Origin of the sequence: Streptomyces sp. NEAU-sy36 (assembly GCF_013423905.1) — a bacterium.
Taxonomy (GTDB): domain Bacteria; phylum Actinomycetota; class Actinomycetes; order Streptomycetales; family Streptomycetaceae; genus Streptomyces; species Streptomyces misionensis.
On record NZ_CP058977.1, the window covers coordinates 4102202 to 4123429 of the forward strand.

18 protein-coding genes are annotated in these 21228 nt (G+C 70.3%); 12 read left to right on the forward strand and 6 right to left on the reverse strand.

From position 1 onward, the window contains the following. Positions 1 to 53: 53 nt before the first annotated feature. Positions 54 to 932 carry a nucleoside triphosphate pyrophosphohydrolase family protein gene (locus HZZ00_RS18750; protein ID WP_257585894.1) on the forward strand — a complete coding sequence of 293 codons (879 nt, stop codon included), beginning with the start codon at positions 54 to 56 and terminating at the stop codon, positions 930 to 932. Positions 933 to 1244: 312 nt separating this feature from the next. After that, complete coding sequence (locus HZZ00_RS18755) at positions 1245 to 2438, forward strand: hypothetical protein (protein ID WP_180333268.1); 1194 nt, start codon at positions 1245 to 1247, stop codon at positions 2436 to 2438. A 36-nt stretch (positions 2439 to 2474) separates the two neighbouring features. Here HZZ00_RS18755 and HZZ00_RS18760 read toward each other — a convergent pair whose 3' ends face one another. Continuing rightward, the gene (locus tag HZZ00_RS18760) at positions 2475 to 2810 is read right to left on the reverse strand and encodes a hypothetical protein (RefSeq protein ID WP_180333269.1); all 336 of its coding nucleotides are present in this window, start codon (positions 2808 to 2810) and stop codon (positions 2475 to 2477) included. Between the two features lie 643 nt (positions 2811 to 3453). Here HZZ00_RS18760 and HZZ00_RS18765 point away from each other — a divergent pair. Both HZZ00_RS18765 and HZZ00_RS18770 read left to right on the forward strand, forming a co-directional pair. Further along, the gene (locus tag HZZ00_RS18765; protein ID WP_180333270.1) at positions 3454 to 4194 is read left to right on the forward strand and encodes a hypothetical protein; all 741 of its coding nucleotides are present in this window, start codon (positions 3454 to 3456) and stop codon (positions 4192 to 4194) included. A 102-nt stretch (positions 4195 to 4296) separates the two neighbouring features. Continuing rightward, positions 4297 to 5613 (forward strand): hypothetical protein, encoded by a 1317-nt coding sequence (locus HZZ00_RS18770; protein WP_180333271.1) that lies wholly within the window; start codon positions 4297 to 4299, stop codon positions 5611 to 5613. Positions 5614 to 5746: 133 nt separating this feature from the next. Here the strand turns inward: HZZ00_RS18770 and HZZ00_RS18775 are convergent, their stop codons facing one another. From HZZ00_RS18775 to HZZ00_RS18785, 3 genes are all read right to left on the reverse strand, one after another. After that, the gene (locus HZZ00_RS18775; protein WP_180333272.1) at positions 5747 to 6775 is read right to left on the reverse strand and encodes an AAA family ATPase; all 1029 of its coding nucleotides are present in this window, start codon (positions 6773 to 6775) and stop codon (positions 5747 to 5749) included. A 79-nt stretch (positions 6776 to 6854) separates the two neighbouring features. Further along, on the reverse strand, positions 6855 to 9095 hold the full coding sequence (locus tag HZZ00_RS18780) for a Mu transposase C-terminal domain-containing protein (protein ID WP_180333273.1): 2241 nt from the start codon (positions 9093 to 9095) through the stop codon (positions 6855 to 6857). Then, entirely contained in the window at positions 9095 to 9799 is a 705-nt protein-coding gene (locus HZZ00_RS18785; protein ID WP_180333274.1) for a hypothetical protein, read from the reverse strand. Before HZZ00_RS18785 ends, HZZ00_RS18780 begins: the two co-directional genes overlap by 1 nt. Before the next feature lie 421 nt (positions 9800 to 10220). On the opposite strand from HZZ00_RS18785, the gene HZZ00_RS18790 reads away from it, so the two are divergent. Next, entirely contained in the window at positions 10221 to 12386 is a 2166-nt protein-coding gene (locus HZZ00_RS18790; protein ID WP_180333275.1) for a helix-turn-helix transcriptional regulator, read from the forward strand. A 50-nt stretch (positions 12387 to 12436) separates the two neighbouring features. Here the strand turns inward: HZZ00_RS18790 and HZZ00_RS18795 are convergent, their stop codons facing one another. Continuing rightward, positions 12437 to 13477, reverse strand: coding sequence for a TniQ family protein (locus tag HZZ00_RS18795; RefSeq protein ID WP_219014056.1), 1041 nt, complete (start codon positions 13475 to 13477; stop codon positions 12437 to 12439). A gap of 117 nt (positions 13478 to 13594) precedes the next feature. Here HZZ00_RS18795 and HZZ00_RS18800 point away from each other — a divergent pair, with 117 nt between their 5' ends. From HZZ00_RS18800 to HZZ00_RS18830, 7 genes are all read left to right on the forward strand, one after another. Beyond that, positions 13595 to 14164 (forward strand): hypothetical protein, encoded by a 570-nt coding sequence (locus HZZ00_RS18800; RefSeq protein ID WP_180333277.1) that lies wholly within the window; start codon positions 13595 to 13597, stop codon positions 14162 to 14164. 15 nt (positions 14165 to 14179) lie between these two features. Beyond that, positions 14180 to 15136 (forward strand): hypothetical protein, encoded by a 957-nt coding sequence (locus HZZ00_RS18805; protein ID WP_180333278.1) that lies wholly within the window; start codon positions 14180 to 14182, stop codon positions 15134 to 15136. A gap of 104 nt (positions 15137 to 15240) precedes the next feature. Beyond that, complete coding sequence (locus tag HZZ00_RS18810; protein WP_257585895.1) at positions 15241 to 15843, forward strand: helix-turn-helix domain-containing protein; 603 nt, start codon at positions 15241 to 15243, stop codon at positions 15841 to 15843. A gap of 26 nt (positions 15844 to 15869) precedes the next feature. Next, a complete protein-coding gene (locus HZZ00_RS18815) occupies positions 15870 to 17966 on the forward strand; it encodes a hypothetical protein (protein WP_180333279.1) in 2097 nt (698 codons plus the stop codon). Next, positions 17966 to 18688, forward strand: coding sequence for a helix-turn-helix domain containing protein (locus HZZ00_RS18820; protein ID WP_180333280.1), 723 nt, complete (start codon positions 17966 to 17968; stop codon positions 18686 to 18688). The genes HZZ00_RS18815 and HZZ00_RS18820 overlap by 1 nt, the downstream gene beginning before the upstream one ends. 381 nt (positions 18689 to 19069) lie before the next feature. Next, the gene (locus tag HZZ00_RS18825) at positions 19070 to 19303 is read left to right on the forward strand and encodes a DUF397 domain-containing protein (RefSeq protein ID WP_180333281.1); all 234 of its coding nucleotides are present in this window, start codon (positions 19070 to 19072) and stop codon (positions 19301 to 19303) included. Between the two features lie 95 nt (positions 19304 to 19398). Then, the gene (locus HZZ00_RS18830) at positions 19399 to 20352 is read left to right on the forward strand and encodes a helix-turn-helix transcriptional regulator (protein ID WP_180333282.1); all 954 of its coding nucleotides are present in this window, start codon (positions 19399 to 19401) and stop codon (positions 20350 to 20352) included. A gap of 32 nt (positions 20353 to 20384) precedes the next feature. On the opposite strand, the gene HZZ00_RS18835 is transcribed toward HZZ00_RS18830, so the two are convergent. Further along, positions 20385 to 21209, reverse strand: coding sequence for an SAM-dependent methyltransferase (locus tag HZZ00_RS18835; protein ID WP_180333283.1), 825 nt, complete (start codon positions 21207 to 21209; stop codon positions 20385 to 20387). Between the last annotated feature and the right edge of the window lie 19 nt (positions 21210 to 21228).

Here is a 21228-nt window from a genome sequence, read left to right on the forward strand (position 1 = left end):
ACATGTTGTCAGGAAAGCCAACGGGATTGTCCCAAGATCAGACAGGTGTGAGTGTGGACTTCAAGCGCTACCAGGAAGCGGCCGTCAAGACTCTCCAACCTCCCGCGGACGGCACCGATCCCGTCCTCGTCCCCCTCCTCGGCCTCGCCGGCGAGGTCGGATCCCTGACCACCGCCTACAAGAAGTTCCTGCGCGACGGGCCGGCCTTCGAGCAGGGCAAGCACCAGTTACGCGAAGAACTCGGCGACGTCCTGTGGTACATCGCCGCTCTCACCCACCGCTTCGGACTCGACCTCGACGACGTGGCCGCCGCCAACCTGGAGAAGACCAAGGACCGCTGGCGCCCCACCCCCCACGAGGAGCACGCCCCCTTCGACGCCGGCTTTCCCGCCCACGAGCGATTGCCCCGGCAGACCACACTGACCTTCACGCCCACCAAGAAGGACGACGGCCGCACCGTTGTCATCCTCACCCGGGAAGACGGAACCCCCGCCGGTGACCCGCTCACCAGCGCCTCCCACGTCGAAGATGGCTACCGCTTCCACGACATCTTCCACCTCGCCCACGCCACCGTGCTGGGATGGTCCCCCGTCACCCGCTTCCTGCTGGGCCGCAAACGCAAAAGCGACCCCCGCGCCGACGAAGCCGAAGACGGCGGCCGAGCCATCGCCATCGAAGAAGGCATCTCCGCCCTTGTCTTCTCCTACGCCGCCCGCCACCGCTACCTCGCCGACATCAAGCACATCGACCAGGAACTCCTCGCCACCATCGGCCACATGACTGCCCACCTCGAGGTCAGCATCTGCCGCGCCGCAGACTGGGAGCACGCCATCCTCACCGGCTACACCGCGTGGCGCCAGCTGCGCGACCACAACGGCGGCACCGTCCACCTCGACCTCGACCAGCGCACCCTCACCGTCACCCAGCCCTGACAGCACCACCGTTGGGGAACACCCCCATCCCCGGGGTGTTCCCCAATGCCCGCAACGACTGCGTCCGTCGCAATGCGCTCAGACGGAGCCGCCGACGATGCCTCCGTGCCTACGAGGGCGCACCGGTCTGCCGACAGCCTGCTCGCCCGCCTCAACCGGGCCCCGGAACCTGTGCCGCGGGGCGGCTCAGGCCACCGACAAGAAAACGGCGAGCCGATGTCAGTGCCGAATGGCACCATCACTCCAGAGGGTGACGCAACTGGGCTGGCACAGCACCGCGGACACGCACACCCCAAGCGCCGGGGAGGCAGGATGACCAACACCGCGGAATCGGTCAGCCTGAAGACAACCAGGCCCTCGGTCTACCTGGATCAGTGGGTGTGGGTCCGCCTGGCGAGCGCGGCGATCGGCGAACCGCGCGAACCGTCCGACCCGCACGTGCTCGCCGCCGTGCGCCAGGCCAGCCAGGCCGGCGTCGTCTTCCCCCTGTCCGCCACCCACTACCACGAGACCGCCCGGATCACTCACCCCCGCCAGAGGACAGACCTGGCCCGCACGATGGCCTCGATCTCGCACTGCCGCAGCCTGTGCTCCGGCAGGATCCTGCTGCGCCACCAGTTCCTTGAGGCCATGCACCTGAGCTTCGGCCGGCCGGCATTCAAACCCACGCCTCCCCAGCCCCTGGGCATCGGCGTGGGCTGGGCGTTCGCCGGCAAGCGCCTGATGCCGCAACTGCGCGGGCCGTCCGGTCCCGTCGATCCGGCTTCAATGCCAGGGATGTCTGACGTCCTGCACAAGGCCGCCCAGTTCACCGAGTACCAACTCCTGGCGGGACCGCAGGATGCCGACCTCCCGGACCTGCGCCGACGGGGATACCGGCCCGAGGAAGTCCACAAGGTCAACCAGAACAGGCTCGGCTGGGAAACGTTCTTCGCCGATCTGCTGGCCGGCGATCCCGTAAGCCGCGCCGAACTGCGTGTACGCGTCCAGGCCCGCGAAATCATCCACGAACACTACGAACTCCTGCGCGACCTGTTCGCCGAGTACCGGCTGGACCTATTGCGAGCCACCGGAGCTGATCCGGCTCGCCCCAAGGCGTCCCGGAGCCGCATGGTCGCATTCGCCGACCGCATCCCGTCGGTGCGGATCGCCGTCGACGTGAAGGTGGAGCTGTTCCGCAATGCGGCCAGGACCTGGAACCTCAACACGGTTCACGACATCGACGCGGTGAGCCTTGCTGTTCCCTACTGCCATGTCGTCGTTCCCGACCGGGAGATCGCTGATCTGATGGATCGGTCGAAAGCCGGGCCGCGCAACGGGACGCACGTGCTGCGCGGTCTGCGTGACCTTCCCGACGTCCTGGCCGATCTGACGACCCGGGCACGGACGTCATCAGGCGGCCTGGGCAGTGACGGCTGGGTGCGGGACGACGAGGAGTTCTGCATGGACCTGGCGGACCTGGCCGCGCTTGCGGCCGCCCAGGCCAGTGGGCAGGACGGCAGCTGAGCCGAGCCTGCCGCCTGCCGTGCCCCGCCGGTCTGCCTACCGGCTGCAGTAGACCGTGAAGTCGCCTGCACTGGTGTCCCGGACGAACTTCTCCGCGCCCACGAGCGACAGGAGTTGCTCGTCGGTGGCAGCGCCGGCCTGGAGACCGGGCTGGGCGATGACCGTGTGGAAGCGGGGCCGCAGCAGGCGGGCCTGGTCGCGGATGGCGAACAGGTCCTTGGGCTCGCCGACTTCGTAGGGCGAGACGCCGCCTGTGCGTTGGGCGTACTGGAGGGCCCGTCTGTGCAGGTGATTCAGCAGCGGGAGGGCGTCCTTGCATCGCCACTTGGCGCCGCGCATGGCCTGGCCGCACACCTCGTACAGATCCTCCAACCGCCGGCCGGGAGTGGGTTCGGATGAGAATTTGCAGTGCACGAGCGTCACATCCAGGCAGCGGCCGTCGCCCCTGAGGCCGACGAGGTCGGCACTCGATGATGAAAGACCGCCGACGCACCGCGCGTACTACCTCCGCCCGGCCCGCATGGCCGAGTGCCCTGGTGCCAACGAACAGCCCGCGCCGCATGTGACGGTGCCGTCGCATCTCATCCGCACGGATGAGATGCGGACCCGTGTCCTCGGGCGTGGCCTTCCGGCCGGACCCTCGTCGCGGTCACACCCCGGCGGAACAGGCCGCCGCCATGACACCGCTGCCGACCCGCGGCCCCGAAGCGGCCGCGGTGACAAGGCATCCCACCGGTGATGATGAAGGGGGGTTCCCTGGAGCGTCAACCCGTCATCGCGGCGAAAGGTTGACGCGGCGTCATCCCTACGTAGACGCCCCGGACCGCCGGGGCAAGCGGATCCTGCCCAGGGAGTACGTCATAGGCCTGCCCATCGGATCGCGTGAATGCTCGACCATCACACGAAATAGCGAGAAGGCGATCACATCCACAGCTCTTCGTCTCATGGGTCGTTGCCCTGGTTGAGAGAGCCAGCCACACGGGCCGGTGATCTCCGTGACGAAGCAGGGGCATCCATGGGACGTACGAAGAAGAACAAGCCGCGCCACAAGCTGCGTGGACTGCACGACGCCAGCCAGCGCCGCAGCGCCAGGACGCGCGCGGTGCAGATCGCCTGGACACCGCTGAAGCAGGCGTGCGGCTGCGTGGTCGACTGGGGATGGAGCAGCCAGACCGCCGACCCGATGGCGTTCATGGAGTGGTGCACCAACCGCCTGACCGTGTCCTGCCCCTGGCACGCTGATCCCTTGGCCGGGGCATCCGGCGCCGATCTGCCCGACGAGCTGGTCCTCCAACCGCACGGCACCGGTGTGCTGCTGCACGCGCGCAAGGCTGCAGCCGACCGCCACGAGGTCGGTGCCGAACTCACCTCCCGCCTCGCCCACGTGTTGGAGACGGCAGGCCGGGGAGCCGAGGCGCTCCTGGACGACGCGCCGGCCGGGTTCCGCAGCTGGCTGATCGCCAACACCCCGGATCCCGCCCAGGCCTGGCTCGACCACGAGCTGACCGAGATCATCCTCAACCAGGGCCGCTCCGCCCTGCCGCGGGAAGTGCTTGAGTACCTGCCCGAACAGCTCCTTTCTCCTTCCTCCTCGCGTCCCCAGCCGGAGGGCGCGGCCTGCAACATCTGCTCCTTCTCCGCCGCCGAGGGCGGCATCCTGTGCGCCTGCGGCCACGACTGGTCGTGCCACCCCGGCCCGGCAGGACAGGGCGAGCCGTGCTCGCACTGCCCCTGTACCGACATGCAACACGTCTGAATTCCCGCCCCCGTCCCGCGAAGGACCACCCCAGTGAACGCCCCTGCCCTGCCTGCCTCCTGTCCGCCCGCCCCCGACCCCGTCGCATCCCGCTCGGTGTCCGTGTGGGAGCTGCTCCACGAGGCCCTGCACGCGCCCGCCCACCGGTGCAAGGACGGCACGACGACCTACACCTCCAGCCTGCTGGGCGTGCCCGTGGCCCGCGACAGCCTCCTCGGTCTGGCCGGCCTTCTGACCTCCTCCGGCAGCGACCTGAAAGACAGGTCCCTGCGCCTTGAAGGCCACGACGAAGAGGGCTCCGTCCTGGCCGAGACCGCGCGGCGCGCTCGGCGTTTCCGGCTGGGCCACGGCTACTGGTCCCGGGTGTATCAGCTGTGTCGGCTGTCCGGATGCGGCGACGAGCCCTATTGGTATCGAACCCTGTGTGATGCGCATATGACAGCCGCGGGCGCAGTGGCCGTCAGGGAAGAGACCCGCATGGTCGCCGAGGGCCTGCGCATGGACCGTGACTACACGGACTACAGCGGCAGCGAGTCCATGCGGCAGCTGATGGAGGCCGCGCTCGCCGTCGGTATCCCGGCAGCAGAGCACGCACGCTACTTCGCCGAGTGTCTCCACCTGCCGGACCCCGACACTGCGGAGGACTGGGACTACGACGAGCACGAGCACGAGATCCGCGAAGACGAAGTGCGTCTCCTACGTAGCGTCGGAGCCCAGCCTCAGCAGAAGCTGGCCCCAACAAGCCGCAGTGCCGCCCGGCAGATCGGCCCCATCGATCCCCTGCAACTTCCCGGCTCCCCGGACCACTTGATCCTGGACTTCTCCTGCACCACCGGCGGCCTGCCGTCCTGCGAGCCTGAGGACACCATCCACTACTGGCACGTGGGCGTGCACCACCGCCTGCCGCAAGGGGCTTCCCAGGCAGAACAGGACCTGGGGCAGGTCGGCCGGCTGCTCCTGGTGAAAACCGGCTGGAGGCAGGACTCCCAACTGTTGCGCAGCGACGACGACGCATTCCGCGCCGACCTCACCGCGGAGGCCGCCTTCGACGCTGTTGACGACCCACACAGTCCGATTCACCGGCTGGGCGTCGGAGAGGACGGTGACCTACTTCTCCTGCTCAACGTGGAGCTGGACCCGGCGTGGCGGGGCTTCGGGCTCGGCGCCTTCCTCACCACCCAGGCCCTGAAGGTCCTCGGCCGGGATTGCCGGGTGGTCGCCACCTGCGTTGACGAGATGGACTCGCCGGTCGGCCGCCTCGTACAGACCGCCGGCTTTCACCCCGTCGGTCCCCACCTGGCAGTGCTCGACCGGTCCCGCGGCCGACAGGATGAGCAGACGGCGAGGCTGCACAGGAGCCATCGCGAACTCCTGGTCTCCCTCTCCAGCCCGAATCGCAGCGCCTTGCCGCCCTCTTGACCGCGCCGCACCGGCTGGGCGCCGCATCCACGGCTCCCGGCCGGCGCTTCCGGTGCAGAAGCGGCCAGCCGACCAGGCAGCTGCTCCTTCACCGGCGAGCCTGCGGCACGCGTCGGCGCCATCCGCTGCTCTGTCACCATGGCCGCAGCGGATCGTCGTCGAAGCAGCCCACCAGCTGGTTGTCCAACAGTTCCTCGGTGATGGCCTCGATGCCGGTCTCGATGGCTTCCTGCGCGCTCTGGCAGACGAGATAGGACAGCGGCTTCATGTAACCACCGGTTCGACGGTGCAGACGGGCTGCGAGTTTGAGCAGGTCGCCTGGACGGTGGTGGTGCAGGCGCAAGTCCTGGTCGAGGGCCTTGACGACCTGGTGGAACAGATCGTAGTCGTCGGCGCTGTAGGGGATCGGGCTGACCGCCAGGGTGGGGATGCCGCCCGCACCGCCGTCGGGTGGTTCAGGCCGCTTGCCGCGCCGGGCCTCGTTGACGATCTCGCGGGAGCCGGGCCCGCAATAGACGAAGGACACGTTGCACTCGGCAGCGATGTACCCGAAGTAGTCGAAGGCCGTCTTCAGTTCGGAGTTGTCCAGCCGGTCGACGCCATCGACCAGGACCAGGCGGGTGCCGCGGGTCTTCATGACGTGGCAGACGGGGCCGGTCATGTCGGTGCTGCGCTGGCTGGTCTCGGGGTCTTTGGTGTGCCTGTGGCCCAGGAACTCGGCGAACGGGATCGACATGTCCAGTTTGCTGCCCGGGGCCAGCGGGGTGTTGATGTGGATGACCGGGATCCGCTTGGGATCGGCAGGCAGCCGGTCACGGATGATGCCCTCGTAGGCCCGGCCGATCTGCCGCAGCACCGTGGTCATCCCGGTCTCGCCCGGCCCGTCGACGGCCAGGTGCAGCGGGCCCTCGCTGCGGGGGCCGCCCACCAGCCACAGCCGCCGTGCGACGGCGACAGCCTTCTTCAGCGCCGGAGTCTGCACGGTGCGCATCGTGGCGTGGTAGCGAAGGCGCGGATCGTCGGGCCCGACGGGATCTTCTGATTGCGGGCAGGCTGCCAGGTCGGGCGGATCGATGACGCGGTCGAGCAGGGCCTGCCAGCCCAGCCGGGTCGTCGGCGGCAGGAACAGGCCGGTGACGTCAGGGGTTTCGGAGAAAGACACGGCAAGCGTCCTTGGGGCAGCCAGCGGTGGCCGGCGCGGGGCCTCCGCGCCAGCACCGCTCACAGACGGGGGAGGAGAGCTAGGGCTGTTCGGTGGATGCGGGGCCAGAGCCGTGGCCGCAGCCATCGCCTGGCTGGGGCGTGCCCGACGGGCTGCCTGGCAGCGCGAGGCGTACCGCCGGCGCGCACAGCTCGCGCGGGTCGATGTCCATGACGGGCAGGCTGGCGACGCTGTGGTAGGCGGGAGCGGGGATGCCGCGGTAGGGGTCCTGTACCGGCGCCGGCCCGACGTGCATGCCGCGCTCGACGGGGGCCGGCTGCGGCGTGGCGGTACGGGAGGGGCCGCGGCCGGCGCGCTCCAGCAGGGAGCGCACTAGCCGGGCGATGGCCGTCTCGTCGCGGCTGTGGCCGCCCTTGTCGAGGTGAGCGGCGGTGGCCTGGTCCCAGATGTGTTCGCTCCAGGCGTCGCCGATCAGCCTCTGGTAGACGAAGTCGGCTTCCGCCCACTTGTTGTTGCGGTAGTCCTCGAGCCAGACCTTCTCCGGCTGGTGCGGGTGGTACCGCACCGGCCACCGCTGGCCCTTGCCCGGCAGACCGGAGAGCGTGTTGCGGTAGCCGCCCAGGGCGCGGCTGTCGTAGGTGCGGTTGTTCAGGCGGATGCCCTTGTCGGTGACCCTCACCCAGGCGGTGGGCAGCAGCCGCAGCCGGTCCTCGGCGCTCAGCCGGAGGGGGACGTAGCCGCTGCTGGCGACGTGGGCGGCGAACACCTGGTTGGGGGTGCGCGGCGGCATGGACGGCAGGAACGGGTTGCGCAGTTCCTCGTGCGGGCGCTGCTGCCAGCCCAGGGCGATCCACTGCTGCAGGAAGTCGTTGAGCTGGTCGATGCGCCACAGCCGCTCACTGGCGACGTGCTTGCCGCGGTGGGTGAGGTCCTTGCCGGTGTAGCCGGGCAGGAACTGGCTGAAGAGGCTTTTGATCGAGCCGAAGGTCCGCTCGATGATCGCTTTGTGGGTGGGGGAGTTGGCGCAGGCCGGGCGCACGGAGATGCCGAGCTGGGCGCAGGCGTCCATGAAGGCCCGTCCGGCGAACACCTTGCCGTTGTCCATGATGATCATCTCCGGGATGATCACCGGCCGGGCGGCCGCGCCGTCCATGCGTTCGTCGGCCTCCACCAGTTGTGCGTAGGGCAGGTCCGAGCCCTTCGCGGCAGCTTTGAGTGACCAGTGCGGGCGCATTGGCTGCGGGGTGCACATCTCGGCCAGCAGCAACAGGGCGTCCACGGCCTTGGTGGCCCGTCCGCCGTGGCGGCGGGAGTTGGGACTGGTCTTGGTGCCGTTGGATTTGGGTCGGATGACCGCGGCCAGGATCGTCCTGCTGACCACGTCGATGGCTGCGGTCAGCTCCACCGAGACGACGTGTCCGGTCTCATCCAGCGCCAGCACGTCCAGCGAGGTGGTGTCGATCTGCACCTGCTCGCCCGGCGTCGTGGCCATGGCCAGCGTGAACGGCGGCTCGGGGCGGTGGCTGCCGTCGCCGCGACGGGCGGCGGCCTGCTTTCCGCAGACGATCCCAAGCCGGTCCAGCAGCCGGTAGAACGTCGCCCGAGACGGCATCAGTTGTTCCGCCCGCTTCTTGAACTTCCGCACGCACGCCCCCCTGAGCAGCTCAAACAGCCGGGACCTGGTCCCGATGGACTTCTTCTCCTGCCGCTTGTGCACCTTCCACAGCAGCGTGACGACCTGCTCGTCGACGCGGCCGTGCCGGCTTCCACCGCGCACCCGCCGTTTGTCCACGAGCCCCCACACGCCCTGCTCCAGCCAGGCCAGCCGCTTGCGTTCGACCGTGGCCGCTGACACCTGGTGATGCGCCGCGCGTAGTTCGGCGGCCTTGGTCGCATACCGGTCGCGCAGGGTGGTGCGCTCGGGGTCGTAGCAGGGACGCGGAGCAGTGCCCGGTGCGGCGAATCCGGGCAGTCCCGTGTGCACTTCCAGCACATGGTCGAGCCAGAAGTCGGCCTCCTGGCGGGCCTTGTCCGGCAGCCCCTCCAGCAGGTCCGCGCCGCCCAGGGGCTGGCGCGCGGGTGCCGACGGCGGGGCGGGGGCCTCGTCGTGCGCCGGCGCGTCCGGTCCGTCCAGCACGCGGAAGCCGGGGGAGCGGTGCAGAGCGTCCAGCAGCACGACGGCGTCCTCGCCGTCGGCGTGCCGGCTGAGCAGGTGCACGCTGCTGCCCTGTAGCGCCGCCACCAGATACGTCTCGCCGTGCCAGTGCACGGCGCTGCCCACTGCCACGACCTCCGGCCGGTCCGGCGCGTGCACCGCCATCAGCGCACCCCTTGCGGCGACCACACCAGGGAGCGGGCGGGCACGAACGGGGCGCTCCAGTCGATGAGCAGCTCGCGCGTCCAGACCAGGTGCAACGCCTGGGCGACCGTGGCCAGTTCGGGCAGAGCGCTGGCCCTGATCCCGTCGGCGAACGGACGCGGCCGGGCGAACACCTCGTGCAGCACGCGCGCGGTGTCCGCATCCGCCAGCCGCGCATGCCGGTAGCGGGCCAGACGCCGCCGATTCGCGGCCGCGGCCGCGTCATCCGCGCCCGAATGCATCCGCACCTCCCAGTCGGCCTGCTCGCCGGCCGCCTCCAGGAGCCTCAAGGTCTCCTCCCACCCGCCCGCGGGGCACACCAGGAGCCTCGCCCGCCCGTCGGCCAGCCGGGCGAAGAAATCCGGCACGTAGCCCTCCGTGCTGCCCGCCCAGGCCAGCCGCACCGGCCAGCCCGCGAACGACACCACCTGCGGATCGAACTCCAAGGACAGTGCCGCCTCCAGGGCACCGAGGCTGGCGCAGCCCGCGTGCCGGGCCTGTCCGGCCGGCCGCCACCAGGTGGCGATCGCCCGCCGGCCCCGGTACCGGTTCGGTCTCCACACCTCGGCCCGCTCCTCCAGCCGCTCCTGACGGACCTGGCTCACGGGTTTCTCCAGCAGCCGCCCAGCGGGGGACAGGAACTGCGCCCACACCACCTCAGCCACGGCAACACCTTCCACGACGGCGAAAGCACGGATATCGCCCGTGTGATCGATCCGGGCGATGCCGATCACCGTGGCCGCTTGGCGCGCGCGGGAAAAGCAATCCGGGTCGAACGCCCTCGAACGAGTGAGCGCGCGCCGTCCCTGTGCGCCGGTCGATCACACGGTCGAACGGTCCGTTGTGCCAGGTGAGACCGCGCCTCGCAGGCCAGGAAAGGGGGCGCAAGACAACGCCCGCCGCGCGCCTCGCTCGAACGGGCAGATTTTCGGCCTGCTCCCGCACCGTCTTCGCAGGCCGACAGTCAACGAAACGTTCTTGCGCGCAACGCGTGTCCTTTGCGGATTCCTGCATGCTGCGCTGCCAAGCGCATTCGCCGACAGCGCGCATCCGAGATCAAGCACCAGTGGGGGAGCCGACCCAACCGTGGACGGACTGTTCGACTTCGATGCCATCCCAGAGGCGGGACCGACGCCCGGCGGCCTGCCCGTGCCGGCACAACGGCGCAGACTGCGCCGCGAATCCGGCCTGTCCCTGCACCAGATCGCCGACGCCTGCGGCGTGAGCGAGGACACCGTCCGTGCCTGGGAACAGGGCAGCACCACCCCGAGCGGCGACAACGCGGCCGTCTACAGCCACCTGCTGACCGCTCTGGACTCCCGGCTGGAGGGCACCCCCGCGCCACAGCCTTCACCCGCCCAGACGCCGGACTGGGCAGCCCTGGGCGCCCTCCGGCATGAGATCCCCACCCGGGCGGTAACCCACGCGCCGTGCCGCCGCTGCCAGCAGCCCACGCACCACCGCGTCGGCGGCCACCCCCAGCACCTGGGCACCCGCTGCCCCGCACCCGACGCCGGTCAGGCTCAATTCGCCCCGCCCGCACCCCAGTCGGCCCCCGCACGGCCCACCCCTGCCGCCCCCGCACTGTCGTCACAGTCAACGCCCGGCCTGCCCGGCCCCACGGTGCGCCTGGCCTATCCGCCGATCAAGGCCAGGGGCATCTCCGACGGCCCCCTCGCCGTCCTCGAGGCCGGCCCGTCAGGGCTGATCGCCCACCTCGCCGACGGCCGCACCCGGACCTGCCCCGCCGACGACCTGCACGGGCTGCTGGCCTGGGCCGTGAACACCCCGCTCGGTGCGGCCCCCATCCGCCGCGAAGCCCTGCCGCCCGGCCCGCTGCTGGTGCTCACACCCACCGCCCGCGCCCGCCTGGCGCTGCCCGCCGACCTGCCCAACCTGCCCGCACGGCATCCGCGCAGCGACCACCCGCTGCTGCAGCAGGCCCGCGCGATCGGCTGGCAGACCGACGCCGACGGCCTGGGCCCCTGGATGCGCCTGCACCCCAGCACCGGCGATCCCGCCTGCGACAGCATCCACCTCGCCGTCACCGACTGGGGCGCACTGCACCACGACGCCTGGAACCTGCCCGAACGGCTCACCCCCGGCGAACTCGCCGCCATCCTGGGCCAGTACACCGCGCTCGTGCGCACCCCGCTGGGCCCTCCGGGCGCCTGCGGCCACCAGCTCATGCGCGACCTGCGCCCGCCCGCACACCGCCACACCGCCACCGGCGCCCTGCTGAGCGTAGGAGTGCGCGGAGCCCTGACCATGGCCGTCGACCCGGCCCCCTGCGAGGCTCCGCCCGGCCACCAACTGGCCAGCCACCGCGCCGAGCAGGACACCCTCGCCGACATCGACATCGACTGGTGGCGCCATCCCGCCCCCGACGAAGCCGACCGCGCATACGTGGTGTGCCTGGCGGTGAACCTGCTCCACCTCGCCGGCAGCAACGAGATCCGGGTCGCCGACGGACCGGCCCACCACGTCCACCACCGGCCCTTCGACCCCAAGCGGCCCGGCAGCTGGCTCGTCGACCTCTCCGGTACCCCCTCGCACCCGAAGCTGCCCCCGGCCTTCGCCGGCACAGGCCTGGCCTGGCACACCACACCCGCCGTCGCCTACGCCGCGCTGCGCGTGGGCGCAGCACAGCTACAACCCGTCCAGGGCTGGCTGCGCCCCGACCCGGCCGGCCCCTACCTGGCCCCCTGGTACGACCACCTGCGCCTGGCCCGCCTGGCCGTCCTGGAACGCCTCAGCATCAACGCCACCATGGAGATCCCCGACCTCTTGCCCGCTCTGGCCGACCTGCCCCAGGCCGATCCCCTGCAGCGGGCCCTGCTGCACGCCCTGCACGCCACCGCCCAGGACGCATTCGCGGCCCTGGACCAGCCACCTGCCCAGCCCGACCAGGCCGCGCTGGCCGCCTGGCCCACCCCGAAGGAGCCCACCTGGCGTCCCGACCTGCGCGCCGCGGTCGTCGCCAACGCCCGCGCCAACCTCCACCGCAAGCTCGCCCGCACGTCCCGCAGCGGCTATTTCCCTCTCGCGGTCGCCAGCGACCACATCGTGTACGCCACCCGCACCCCGCACCTGACCGAGATCACCGACACCCCCTGCAGCGACTTCCGGATCGGTATCTCGCCCGGCCACGTCCGTCCCGTCGCGGTGTGCCCCCTGCACTGGTACACGGCCCGCTGCGCCGAGGGAACAAACCCCGCCCAGCTGCTGAAGGACACCTGCCCGTCATGGTGACCGCCCCGCCCGCCCGCGGCGTTCTTTGCCCGCCGCGGGCCGTCTCCTCCTCACTCCAGGGCAGTCACGGGCCGGCCCAGCCGCCAGTCAAGACACGAGGCGTCCTCCCACGCCCCTCGTTCCGGCAGACCCTGATGCGGGTCCATCACCGGCAGGTGCCCGGCCCGGTAGCCGGGCGGCGGCGCCGGCTGGGCCAGCCGGTCCACCACCGGTGCGGTGATGCGATGCTGCAGCGTCCACTGGCGCAGCATCCGGTACCCGCCGCACTCCATCGGGCCGGGCATGCCCAGCCGCTCACCCACGAAGGCGATCCACCGCCGCGAGACCCAGCCCGGTGCACCGTTGTCGAACTCCCTGCCCCAGCGCCGCTGCCGCTCGTACACGGCCATGGCCTCGGCCACGACGACGGCCTCCGGGTAGACGACCAGCGGCACCGCCCACCGCTGCCGCCCCGTGCCCAGCACCGCCTCCCGTCCGGCCCAGAGCGTTTCCGAGCCCATCTGGCGGCCCTGCCACCAGGCCGCGGCCACCTGCAGCGCATCGGCCAGCAGCGCCCGCGCGTACGGACCCACCCGCTGCTGCAGACGAAGGCGCCGCCGATGCGCCCGCACCACCTCCTCCAGCCCGACCAGAGACACCTGCGCAGGGCCGCCGCCGTCGGCGCTGCGCAGCCACCGGCCGTGCCGCACGCACACCTGCCACGGCTCGCCACCGGCCAGCACCACCGGCGTCACGAGGTCGTCGTGCCGGACCAGGCACCCCGCGCACGGCTCAAGCGGCGTCCACTGCCCGGGCCAGGGCTCCACCCGCACCGACTGCTGGCGGACGCGCCCCGTCGCCCTGTCGGCCAGCGTGGGCAGTGCGCGGCACAGCTCCTGCGGCGTGCGCCAGGCCATCACCGCCAGCCGTGCGGCGGCCTGTTCACCGAGGAACACCTCCTGCGCCCACGGATCCAGCTCCCGGGGCGGCCGACGCGCACCCGCCTCCCGCAGCACCTCCTCCACGGACAGCCCGTTGAGGTGGGCCAGCCGCCGGACAAAGGATGCTGCCGCCTCACCCGGCACCGGCTCCAGCCCCACCGGTTTCGGCACCGCAGCCCCATCCATGCCCGCCTCCCGCATCCCCGGCCCGGGCCCTCGCCCCGCCCCTCACCGCGGACAACGACCCGCCCCGACCCCGGTAACCCCCGGCAGGAGACCACCCCCATCGTGCCGCTGCTGAACACCTCCGTCGCCCACGCGCTCGATCTCGCCGACGCCCGGCACTGGACACGACAACCCCCCAAGCGCCCCGCCGCACGCCTGCGCCACCTGCTGTACCACCACAGCCCCGGCGTCCTGGCGCCGCGCCTGTTCGCCTATCCCCACGCCCTCACCCGATGGGCCGAGGGCGACATCAACGACCTCACACCCGCCCAGGCCACCCTCATCGAGCGCGAGATCTACCGTACCTGGCAACCGGAGGTCCGCCACCGCGCGCATCAGCAGATCCTCGACCGCGGCGGCTGCGTCACCGCCCAGCTCCACGCCCGTTTCGCCTACACCACTCTCAGCGGCGAATTCCACGACCCCCGCCTGCTGCGCCTGACCGAAGACCTGCCCGCCCTCCACGCCCGCCAGCTCTTCGACGCCCGCCACCGTGACGCCGAAGAAGACGAACTGCGCCGCATCCTCGCCGACGGCATCGGCGAGGCCTACTTCTTCCGCGCCCTGCCCGCCGACCAGCAGCAGGCCGCCGTGACCATCAGCGACCTGCACCTCATCCAGTTCCACTACTGAGTAAGGAGCCCGCCCATGACCGTCATCTACGCCTTCCAAGACAGCAGCGGACACTGGCACGGCGACCCCGACGCCCCCCTGCTCGACCCCGCCGACGAGCCCGGCCGCGGAATCCTCACCTACCAGCCCGTTCCCGGAACCCCCGAAGCGGCCAGCCCCTTCGCCGGACAGCGGCTCACCGTCCTGTACGGCATCACCGACCTGGAGGCCGGCCCCGTCACCTACCAACTCGACACCGGCGGCCGCTTCCTGGCCACCTGGCACATCCACACCCTCCTCGCCTCCCCAATGGGGACCGCCCCCGCACCGTCTGACACGCCGCCCGACCCCGCACCGGCGCCCCGCCTGGAGTCCGCCTTCACCGAAGGGGGCCGCCGTTACGCCCTGACCGGCACCCGCTGCGACAACGGACAGCTCACCCTGGAACTCACCATCAGCAGCGAGCAGGGAGACATCCAAGGAGACCTCTGCGGCACCGTCACCGCGGACCACCTCGCGCCCCTGGCCCGTCTCCTGGACGCCGCCTCCCGCACCCTCACCCACCCCGCCGCCGTCCCGCCGCCCCGCCAGGGCGGCGGATGGGCACCCGCGGAGAGCGCCCGGCTCGCCGCCCGGTTCCGCCAGCAACGCGACTTCACCGTCCTCGCCGCGGAGTTCGGCTGTTCCCGCGGCGCCATCTACGAAGAACTCACGCGTCAGGGTCGGATCCGGACGCCCGGATCCGACCGCACCACCCCCGCCAGCCGGCCCCTCTCCGAAGCCATGCAGCAACGCCGCCAGGTCCACCGCAACACCCACACCCGCTGGAGCGACGAAGAAGAACGGCGGCTTGCCCAGCGCTGCGCCGACGGAGTCCTGACCCCCGAACTCAGCAACGAGTTCGGCCGCACCGAAGGGGCCATCGAATCCCGGCTGTTGAAGATCGGAGCAGTCGGCCCCGCCGCCGACCAGGCCCGCCTCAACGCCCTGTGACACCCCCATTGTTGCAAGCCTGATCAAATATCTGATCAGGCTTGCAACAATGGGAGACGTGCCGCTAACGTCCTACTGCGACCACACACACCAGGGAGACGGACATGGCCGTGCTGCTGACCACGGGCCAGGCCGCCACCGAACTGGACTGCGCCATCACCACCCTGCGCCGCCTCATCCGCGCCGACGTCCTACCCGGCCTCACCCACCGCGGCGTCCGCGTCATGATCCCCCACGACGTCGTCCAGGCACTCCACCAGCGCCCGCACGCCCCGCTGCACCGCCTCGACGCCCGGGAGATCGCCGTCCTACGCATCGACGCGGCACGCCGCGTCGACGAAAACGACCGCACATGGATCGGCTACGCACCCCACCTCGGCGCAGACCATCTCCTCAAGAGCCTGCGAGGCTGGTGGCGCTGCGACCCCGCCAGCATCGCCGCCGCAGGCCTGCTGCCCGTCACCCTGTCCGGCTACGTCGTCGCCGTCCTGACCGGCCTGGACACCTGGCAGCGCAACGACCAGGGACGCTACGCATTCCCCAACGCCCGCCTGGCCGGCTACGTCACCGACCTGGCCACCCCCCGCCTCGTCATCACTGCCCGCACCGACAGCGACCGACAACTCGCCGAACTCCTGCTGGGCACATGGCTCCCCTCCCACTCCGGCGGCGCCATCGCCTACGTGACCACCACCAGCGCGGACTGACACTCCAGCCGAACAAGGAACCCCCGATGGACGCACAGAGCTACAACACCGCGCTCAGCCACCTGCGCACCCTGCGGGACGAGATCAAGAAGATGCGGGCGGCCCTGACGAGGCTGGAAGCCGACCGAGACAAACAGATCACGCAGCTGACCGCCTACGGCAAGGCCAAGGCAGAACGGATCGCGCCGGCCGCCGGCCTGAGTGTCGCCGATGTCGTCGCCCTGGCCCCCTCCCTGGCACCCGACACCCTCAATCACGACAGCCGCACTCCCGCTCAGTCTGCTGCCGCTTCCGACAGCCAGCCTGCAAGCCACGAGACCGAACCTGTCGCCCAACCCTCAGCGGCGCCGACCACACCACCCGCCGACCTGCCACAGCCCACCCCCTCAGCTCCCGCCGACGCCACGCCAGCGAACGAAGCAACGCCGGACTCACCGCGCACCCTGCCCTCCATCCCCGACGGGCAGACGGGCGATGCCTGGTTCACCCACACCCAGGGCCTGGCCTCCACCCGGCCCAACTTCACCCAGCAGGCCCGCTCCACCGTCTTCCTCGACACCACCACCGGCGTCCTCATCCACCGCCAGCAGACCCACCACCTCGACCTCGGCAACGCCACCGCGGCAGACATTCTCACCGCGGTCTTCCACACCATCCCCGAGGGCGCCGAGCGGATCTACATCACCGCGGGCGACCCCTGGCACCGCGACGCCGACCGCTACCCCTACCTCCGCGACGCCGTCGCCGCCTGGCTCAACGCCCCCATTGCGGGCTGGCGTACCGACACCGGCCGCGGCCGCGACCGGATGGCCGGGCACTTCGTCCACGCCCGCAACCCCGTCGGCCGCTACCAGCGCGAGAACGGCGAGCAGCATGTGGAGATCCGTTCGGTGGGGGAGTGGTTCGACACCGACGGCGACGACCCCACCGTCATCCGCGACGCCTTCGTCCTGCTGTGGCAGGCACTGCGCCGCCACTGGAGCGACGCAGTCATCATGGGCTCCCCCTCCCAGACCGGCCGCGACCTGTGGACCCGCACCATCCCCACCCGCGGCCAGTACGCCGACGGCTTCCCCGTCCTCTCCGAGGAACTGCGCGGACTGCTACACGCCACCGCAGGCCAGGGCCGCAACGAGCTCATCATCCCGCCGCGTGTCCCCGAGCAGCTGCCCCAGCTCGTCGAGTACGACCGCACCTTCGCCTACGCCAAGCACACCTGGAAATCCCCGGTCGGCACCCCCCGGCGCATCACCGCAGCCACCTTCGCCGCCTGGCCGGAGAAGGAACAGATCCGCGCCCTGTACGGATGCGGGCACTGGCAGGTCCGCGTGACCGTCCCCGACACCTGGAACCACATCGGCCTGCTCCCGGCCCCCGCCCCGGGCGACCGCGCCTGGCACTACCCGGCCACCCCCGGCACCACCTTCACCACCTGGGCCGGCGGCCCCGAAATCCACACCGCTCTGACCAACCCCATCCAGCCGTGGAAGATCGAAATCCTCGACGGCATCCTCTGGGACGACGGCAAACCCCTCGACGACTGGGCCAAAAAACTCAAAGAGACCTGGACCAACCTCTCCGCCCAGGCCCGATTCCACGGCGACCCCCAGCAAGCCAGGGCCGCCCACCTCGCCTCCCGCGCCGTACGCTCCATCCTGCTCTACGGCATCGGCGCCTTCGCCCAGCGCCCCCGCATGGTCACCGGCACCACCCCGCGCAGCATGGAACGCGACGTGCCAGCGGACGCCGAAATCATCGGCTTCGACGACGAACACATCACCTGGCAGAAACCCACCGGGTTCAGCCGCGACCCCAACGCCCACCCCGAATGGGCCGCCGCCATCTGGTCCGGCGCACGCGCCGCCCTGCTCACCCAGCGCCACCGCGACGACAACATCTACGCCGGCGCCCTGCACACCCCGCCCGGCACCGTCGTCGCCTTCCGCACCGACGCCCTCTACCTCACCCAGCCCCAGAACTGGCCCTACCACCACCAGCCCGGCGACTACCTCCTGCGCGGCCACCTCACCGGCCCCGTGCCCGCACCCACCACCGAGGAAGAACTCCTCGCGCTGCGGGACACCGGACGCGCTGAACTCGCCCACAGCGCCCAGGAGGCCTGATGCCACCCCGCTCACGCCGAGGCCGCCGCCCACAGCAGCGGCAGCTGAACGAGGCCGCACAACTGGCCGACCGGCTGCGGACGGCCGGCTTCACCAAGAGGGACATCGCACGGATCATCGACCGCGACCCGTCCCTGGTCTCGCAGTTCTACACCAGGGGCAAAGGCGCAGCCTTCGTCCCGGCTCTGCGCCAAGTCCTCGCAGCGGTCGAAACCGGCGGCATCACCGACCTGCCCGAACTGGCGGCCATCGCCGGCCGTCACATCACCCGCCGCACCACAGCCTCCGGTACTCGCGCCCGGGTACGCACCAAGGCCGTCCTGATCACTCCCACCGGCACCGGAACGGGCCGCGTCGGCGCGCAGGCCATCGCCTCCGGCTCCGCCCGCCTGCGTCCCCTGATCGCCGAAGCGGCCCGCCTGGGCCTGCGCCTGGCATTCACCGTGCGCCTCGCCAAGACCGCATACCGGCATCCCTCCGGCAGCCGCACCGACTCGCCCGGCATCCGCCGAGGCGTCGTCCAACGCGCCGACCACACTGAAGAACGCTCCTACGGCTCTGCCCAGACTGGCGGCTTCCCCGCCGCCGACTTCGCCCGCCGCGTCGATGCCGCCGACGGAGACGTCACTGCCGCCGTCCACCAGTGGCTCGTAGAGACCGAGCGCATCAGAGCGGACGCTCAGATCCTCCACCTCGAGATCCGCACCTGGCGCCCCCGTTGACCCGTCGAAGAGCACACCGGATACAGGCCGCCCGCGGAACTGACTGCCGCCGCCTCAGCCTCCCGCCCGCAGCACCTCGCCTCCGGGCGAGAGCACAAGCCGCCGAGAACACCGCGGCGTAAGACGGCGGTGAGCCAGCGATCCACTTCGCTGCCGCCCGGGTCCGGTACCCGTCCTCTGGTGCGATTACCGCGGAGTGACAATCGTTCGATTCGGGCACCCTTTCGAGGGACTGCAAGAACCCTGCCCCACCTCTAGCCTGTTCTCATACGAGTCGCACCTCCTCTTGCATATGCAAAAGGCAACAGAGTCGACTTGGGAATTGCTCCGCTCGAACAGGTGAGGTTCGAGCCCGTCTCGTTGACAGGAGAGGGTTCTGCCATGGACGTACACAATGGCATTCGTGCGAGCGCGATCAAGGAAGCGAGGTGGGTCAAGAGCTCGGCAAGCCAGGGCGTGGGCAACTGCGTTGAAGTGGCCGACGTGACCGGCGTCGGCGTGGCGGTGCGCAACTCCCGCTTCCCTCACGGACCCGCCCTGGTCTTCACCCCGCAAGAGATCAAGGCATTCCTGACCGGAGCCAAGGCGGGGGAGTTCGACCACCTCGCCAGCTGACGGCCAAAGCTTCGGAACTGAAGGCGGTTTGGCGGACGTACGGTCTCCACGCTGGGATACTGATGCGCCAGTGGACCAGTCTCGAGGAGTGCCGCATGTCCGCCGATCGTTATGGGCTGGCGCCGCAGTCCGAGCCGGCGCAGGAACCCGATGCGTGTCGCAGCGCCGCGTCGCGCAACCTGGGCAACTTCCTAAGAGAGCTGCGGACGCGCAAGGGGCTGACGATGGCGCAGGCCAAACATGCCATCCGCGGGTCCGTCTCCAAGATCAGCAGACTGGAACGAGGAGAGAGCCCCCCCAAGGAACAGGACGTGTGGGACCTCGCCCGCCTTTACGGGGCATCCGGTAACGATCTGGATGACATCCACGACCTGTTGCGGCAGGTACGGCAGGAGTCACGCGGCAACCAGTTCTCGGACGTCACTCCACACTTCCTGCGGCGCCTGATCGAACTGGAAAAATCCGCGGTCACCATCCGGGCGTACGAGAACTGCGTGGTTCCCGGCCTGCTGCAGACCCGGGAGTACGCCAAATCTGTCATCAAGGCCGCAATACCAGAGGCCGACGAGCTGACCGTTGGCCGGTACCTGCAGGTCCGCAAAGATCGGTGGGAGCTCTACAGCAACGCCCAGGACACCGAGATCACCGCCGTTCTCGACGAAGGGGTCCTGCGCAGGATGGTCGGAGGCCCAGAGGTCATGCTGGGCCAGCTCCGGCACCTCAGCGTGGCTGCCGGCGAGGACATGCCCAATGTCAACATCCGCGTCATACCGTTCGACCGAGGGCTCAGCACCGCTCCCAGCTTCCCGATCACGCACCTGACCTTCAAAAACGGCGGCCCGCCAGAGATGGTGTACCTCGAGTTGCTGGATTCCGCGAACTACATCACGGAGACAGCCAAACTTGCCCAGTACCGGCTGGTCCTGGACCACACATTTAACGCGGCATTGAAGCGCAAGGAAAGCGCTGCCTTCCTCGAAAAAATGATCAAGGAAGTGGAGGCCCGTCTCCTGGCGCCGCGCCAGCAGGCCGGGGCCGGGGGCACCTGAAGTCCTACACGACTGGCTGCCCCCGGCCGGCGTCAGCGGATGGGCACGCGGCCGACCCCGCCCCACTCGACCCAGTCGTCAGACTTCGGGCGGGGCATAAGCTCAGTATCCGGCCGCCAGTCCGTGACATCACACAAGCCTGGCTCGATGATCTCCAGGCCCAGTGCGTCGAAGTAGGCCCGGACCTCCCCAGCTGTCCGGACGCGCCCCCAGTTGCCCCCCGTGGCCTGGTCCATCAAGTCGGTCACACGGTTACGGATATCAGCGCGGTCGCTGACGAGTTGGCAGATGACGAAGAAGCTGCCCGGCTTCAGCCGCGCCCTGACAGCGGCAAGCATCGGCAGGACATCCTCGTCCTTGAGGCAGTGAACCACGGACACGAACAGTGCGGCGGTGCACTCATCCTGCCGGATGAGCTGCCTGACCTCCGGAGTGCCGAAAATGGCCTCCGTCTCCCGCATGTCTGCCTGTAACACCGCGACGCGATCATTCTGGTCGAGGCGGCTACGCCCATGGGCCAGCACGATCGGATCGGTGTCCAGGTAGACGATCCGACTGGAGCGGTCCACCCTTTGCGCCACTTGGTGAACATTGTCCTGCGTGGGCAGGCCTGAACCATGGTCGAGGAACTGACGGATCCCATACTCCTGGGCCAGGACCTGGACGACTCTGCGCAGGAACGCCCGGTTATTGCGGGCGAGGACTTTCGAGCTCGGGGCGATCCCCAGGAGCTCCTCGCACGCCTTTCGATCGGCCGCGTAGTTGTCCACCCCGTCCAGCAGCCAGTCGTACATGCGCGCCACGCTGGGGGTCCGGGTGTCGATGGCGTCGGAAATGAGTTTCTCCTCACGGGTCATCGGCCCCCCGCGCGCGATC

Coding starts and splice junctions, on each gene's coding strand:
- HZZ00_RS18755 (WP_180333268.1), top strand. CDS start 1,245: ATGACCAACACCGCGGAATCGGTCAGCCTGAAGACAACCAGGCCCTCG.
- HZZ00_RS18765 (WP_180333270.1), top strand. CDS start 3,454: ATGGGACGTACGAAGAAGAACAAGCCGCGCCACAAGCTGCGTGGACTG.
- HZZ00_RS18780 (WP_180333273.1), bottom strand. CDS start 9,095: ATGGCGGTGCACGCGCCGGACCGGCCGGAGGTCGTGGCAGTGGGCAGC.
- HZZ00_RS18805 (WP_180333278.1), top strand. CDS start 14,180: ATGACCGTCATCTACGCCTTCCAAGACAGCAGCGGACACTGGCACGGC.
- HZZ00_RS18810 (WP_257585895.1), top strand. CDS start 15,241: ATGGCCGTGCTGCTGACCACGGGCCAGGCCGCCACCGAACTGGACTGC.
- HZZ00_RS18815 (WP_180333279.1), top strand. CDS start 15,870: ATGGACGCACAGAGCTACAACACCGCGCTCAGCCACCTGCGCACCCTG.
- HZZ00_RS18820 (WP_180333280.1), top strand. CDS start 17,966: ATGCCACCCCGCTCACGCCGAGGCCGCCGCCCACAGCAGCGGCAGCTG.
- HZZ00_RS18825 (WP_180333281.1), top strand. CDS start 19,070: ATGGACGTACACAATGGCATTCGTGCGAGCGCGATCAAGGAAGCGAGG.
- HZZ00_RS18830 (WP_180333282.1), top strand. CDS start 19,399: ATGTCCGCCGATCGTTATGGGCTGGCGCCGCAGTCCGAGCCGGCGCAG.
- HZZ00_RS18835 (WP_180333283.1), bottom strand. CDS start 21,209: ATGACCCGTGAGGAGAAACTCATTTCCGACGCCATCGACACCCGGACC.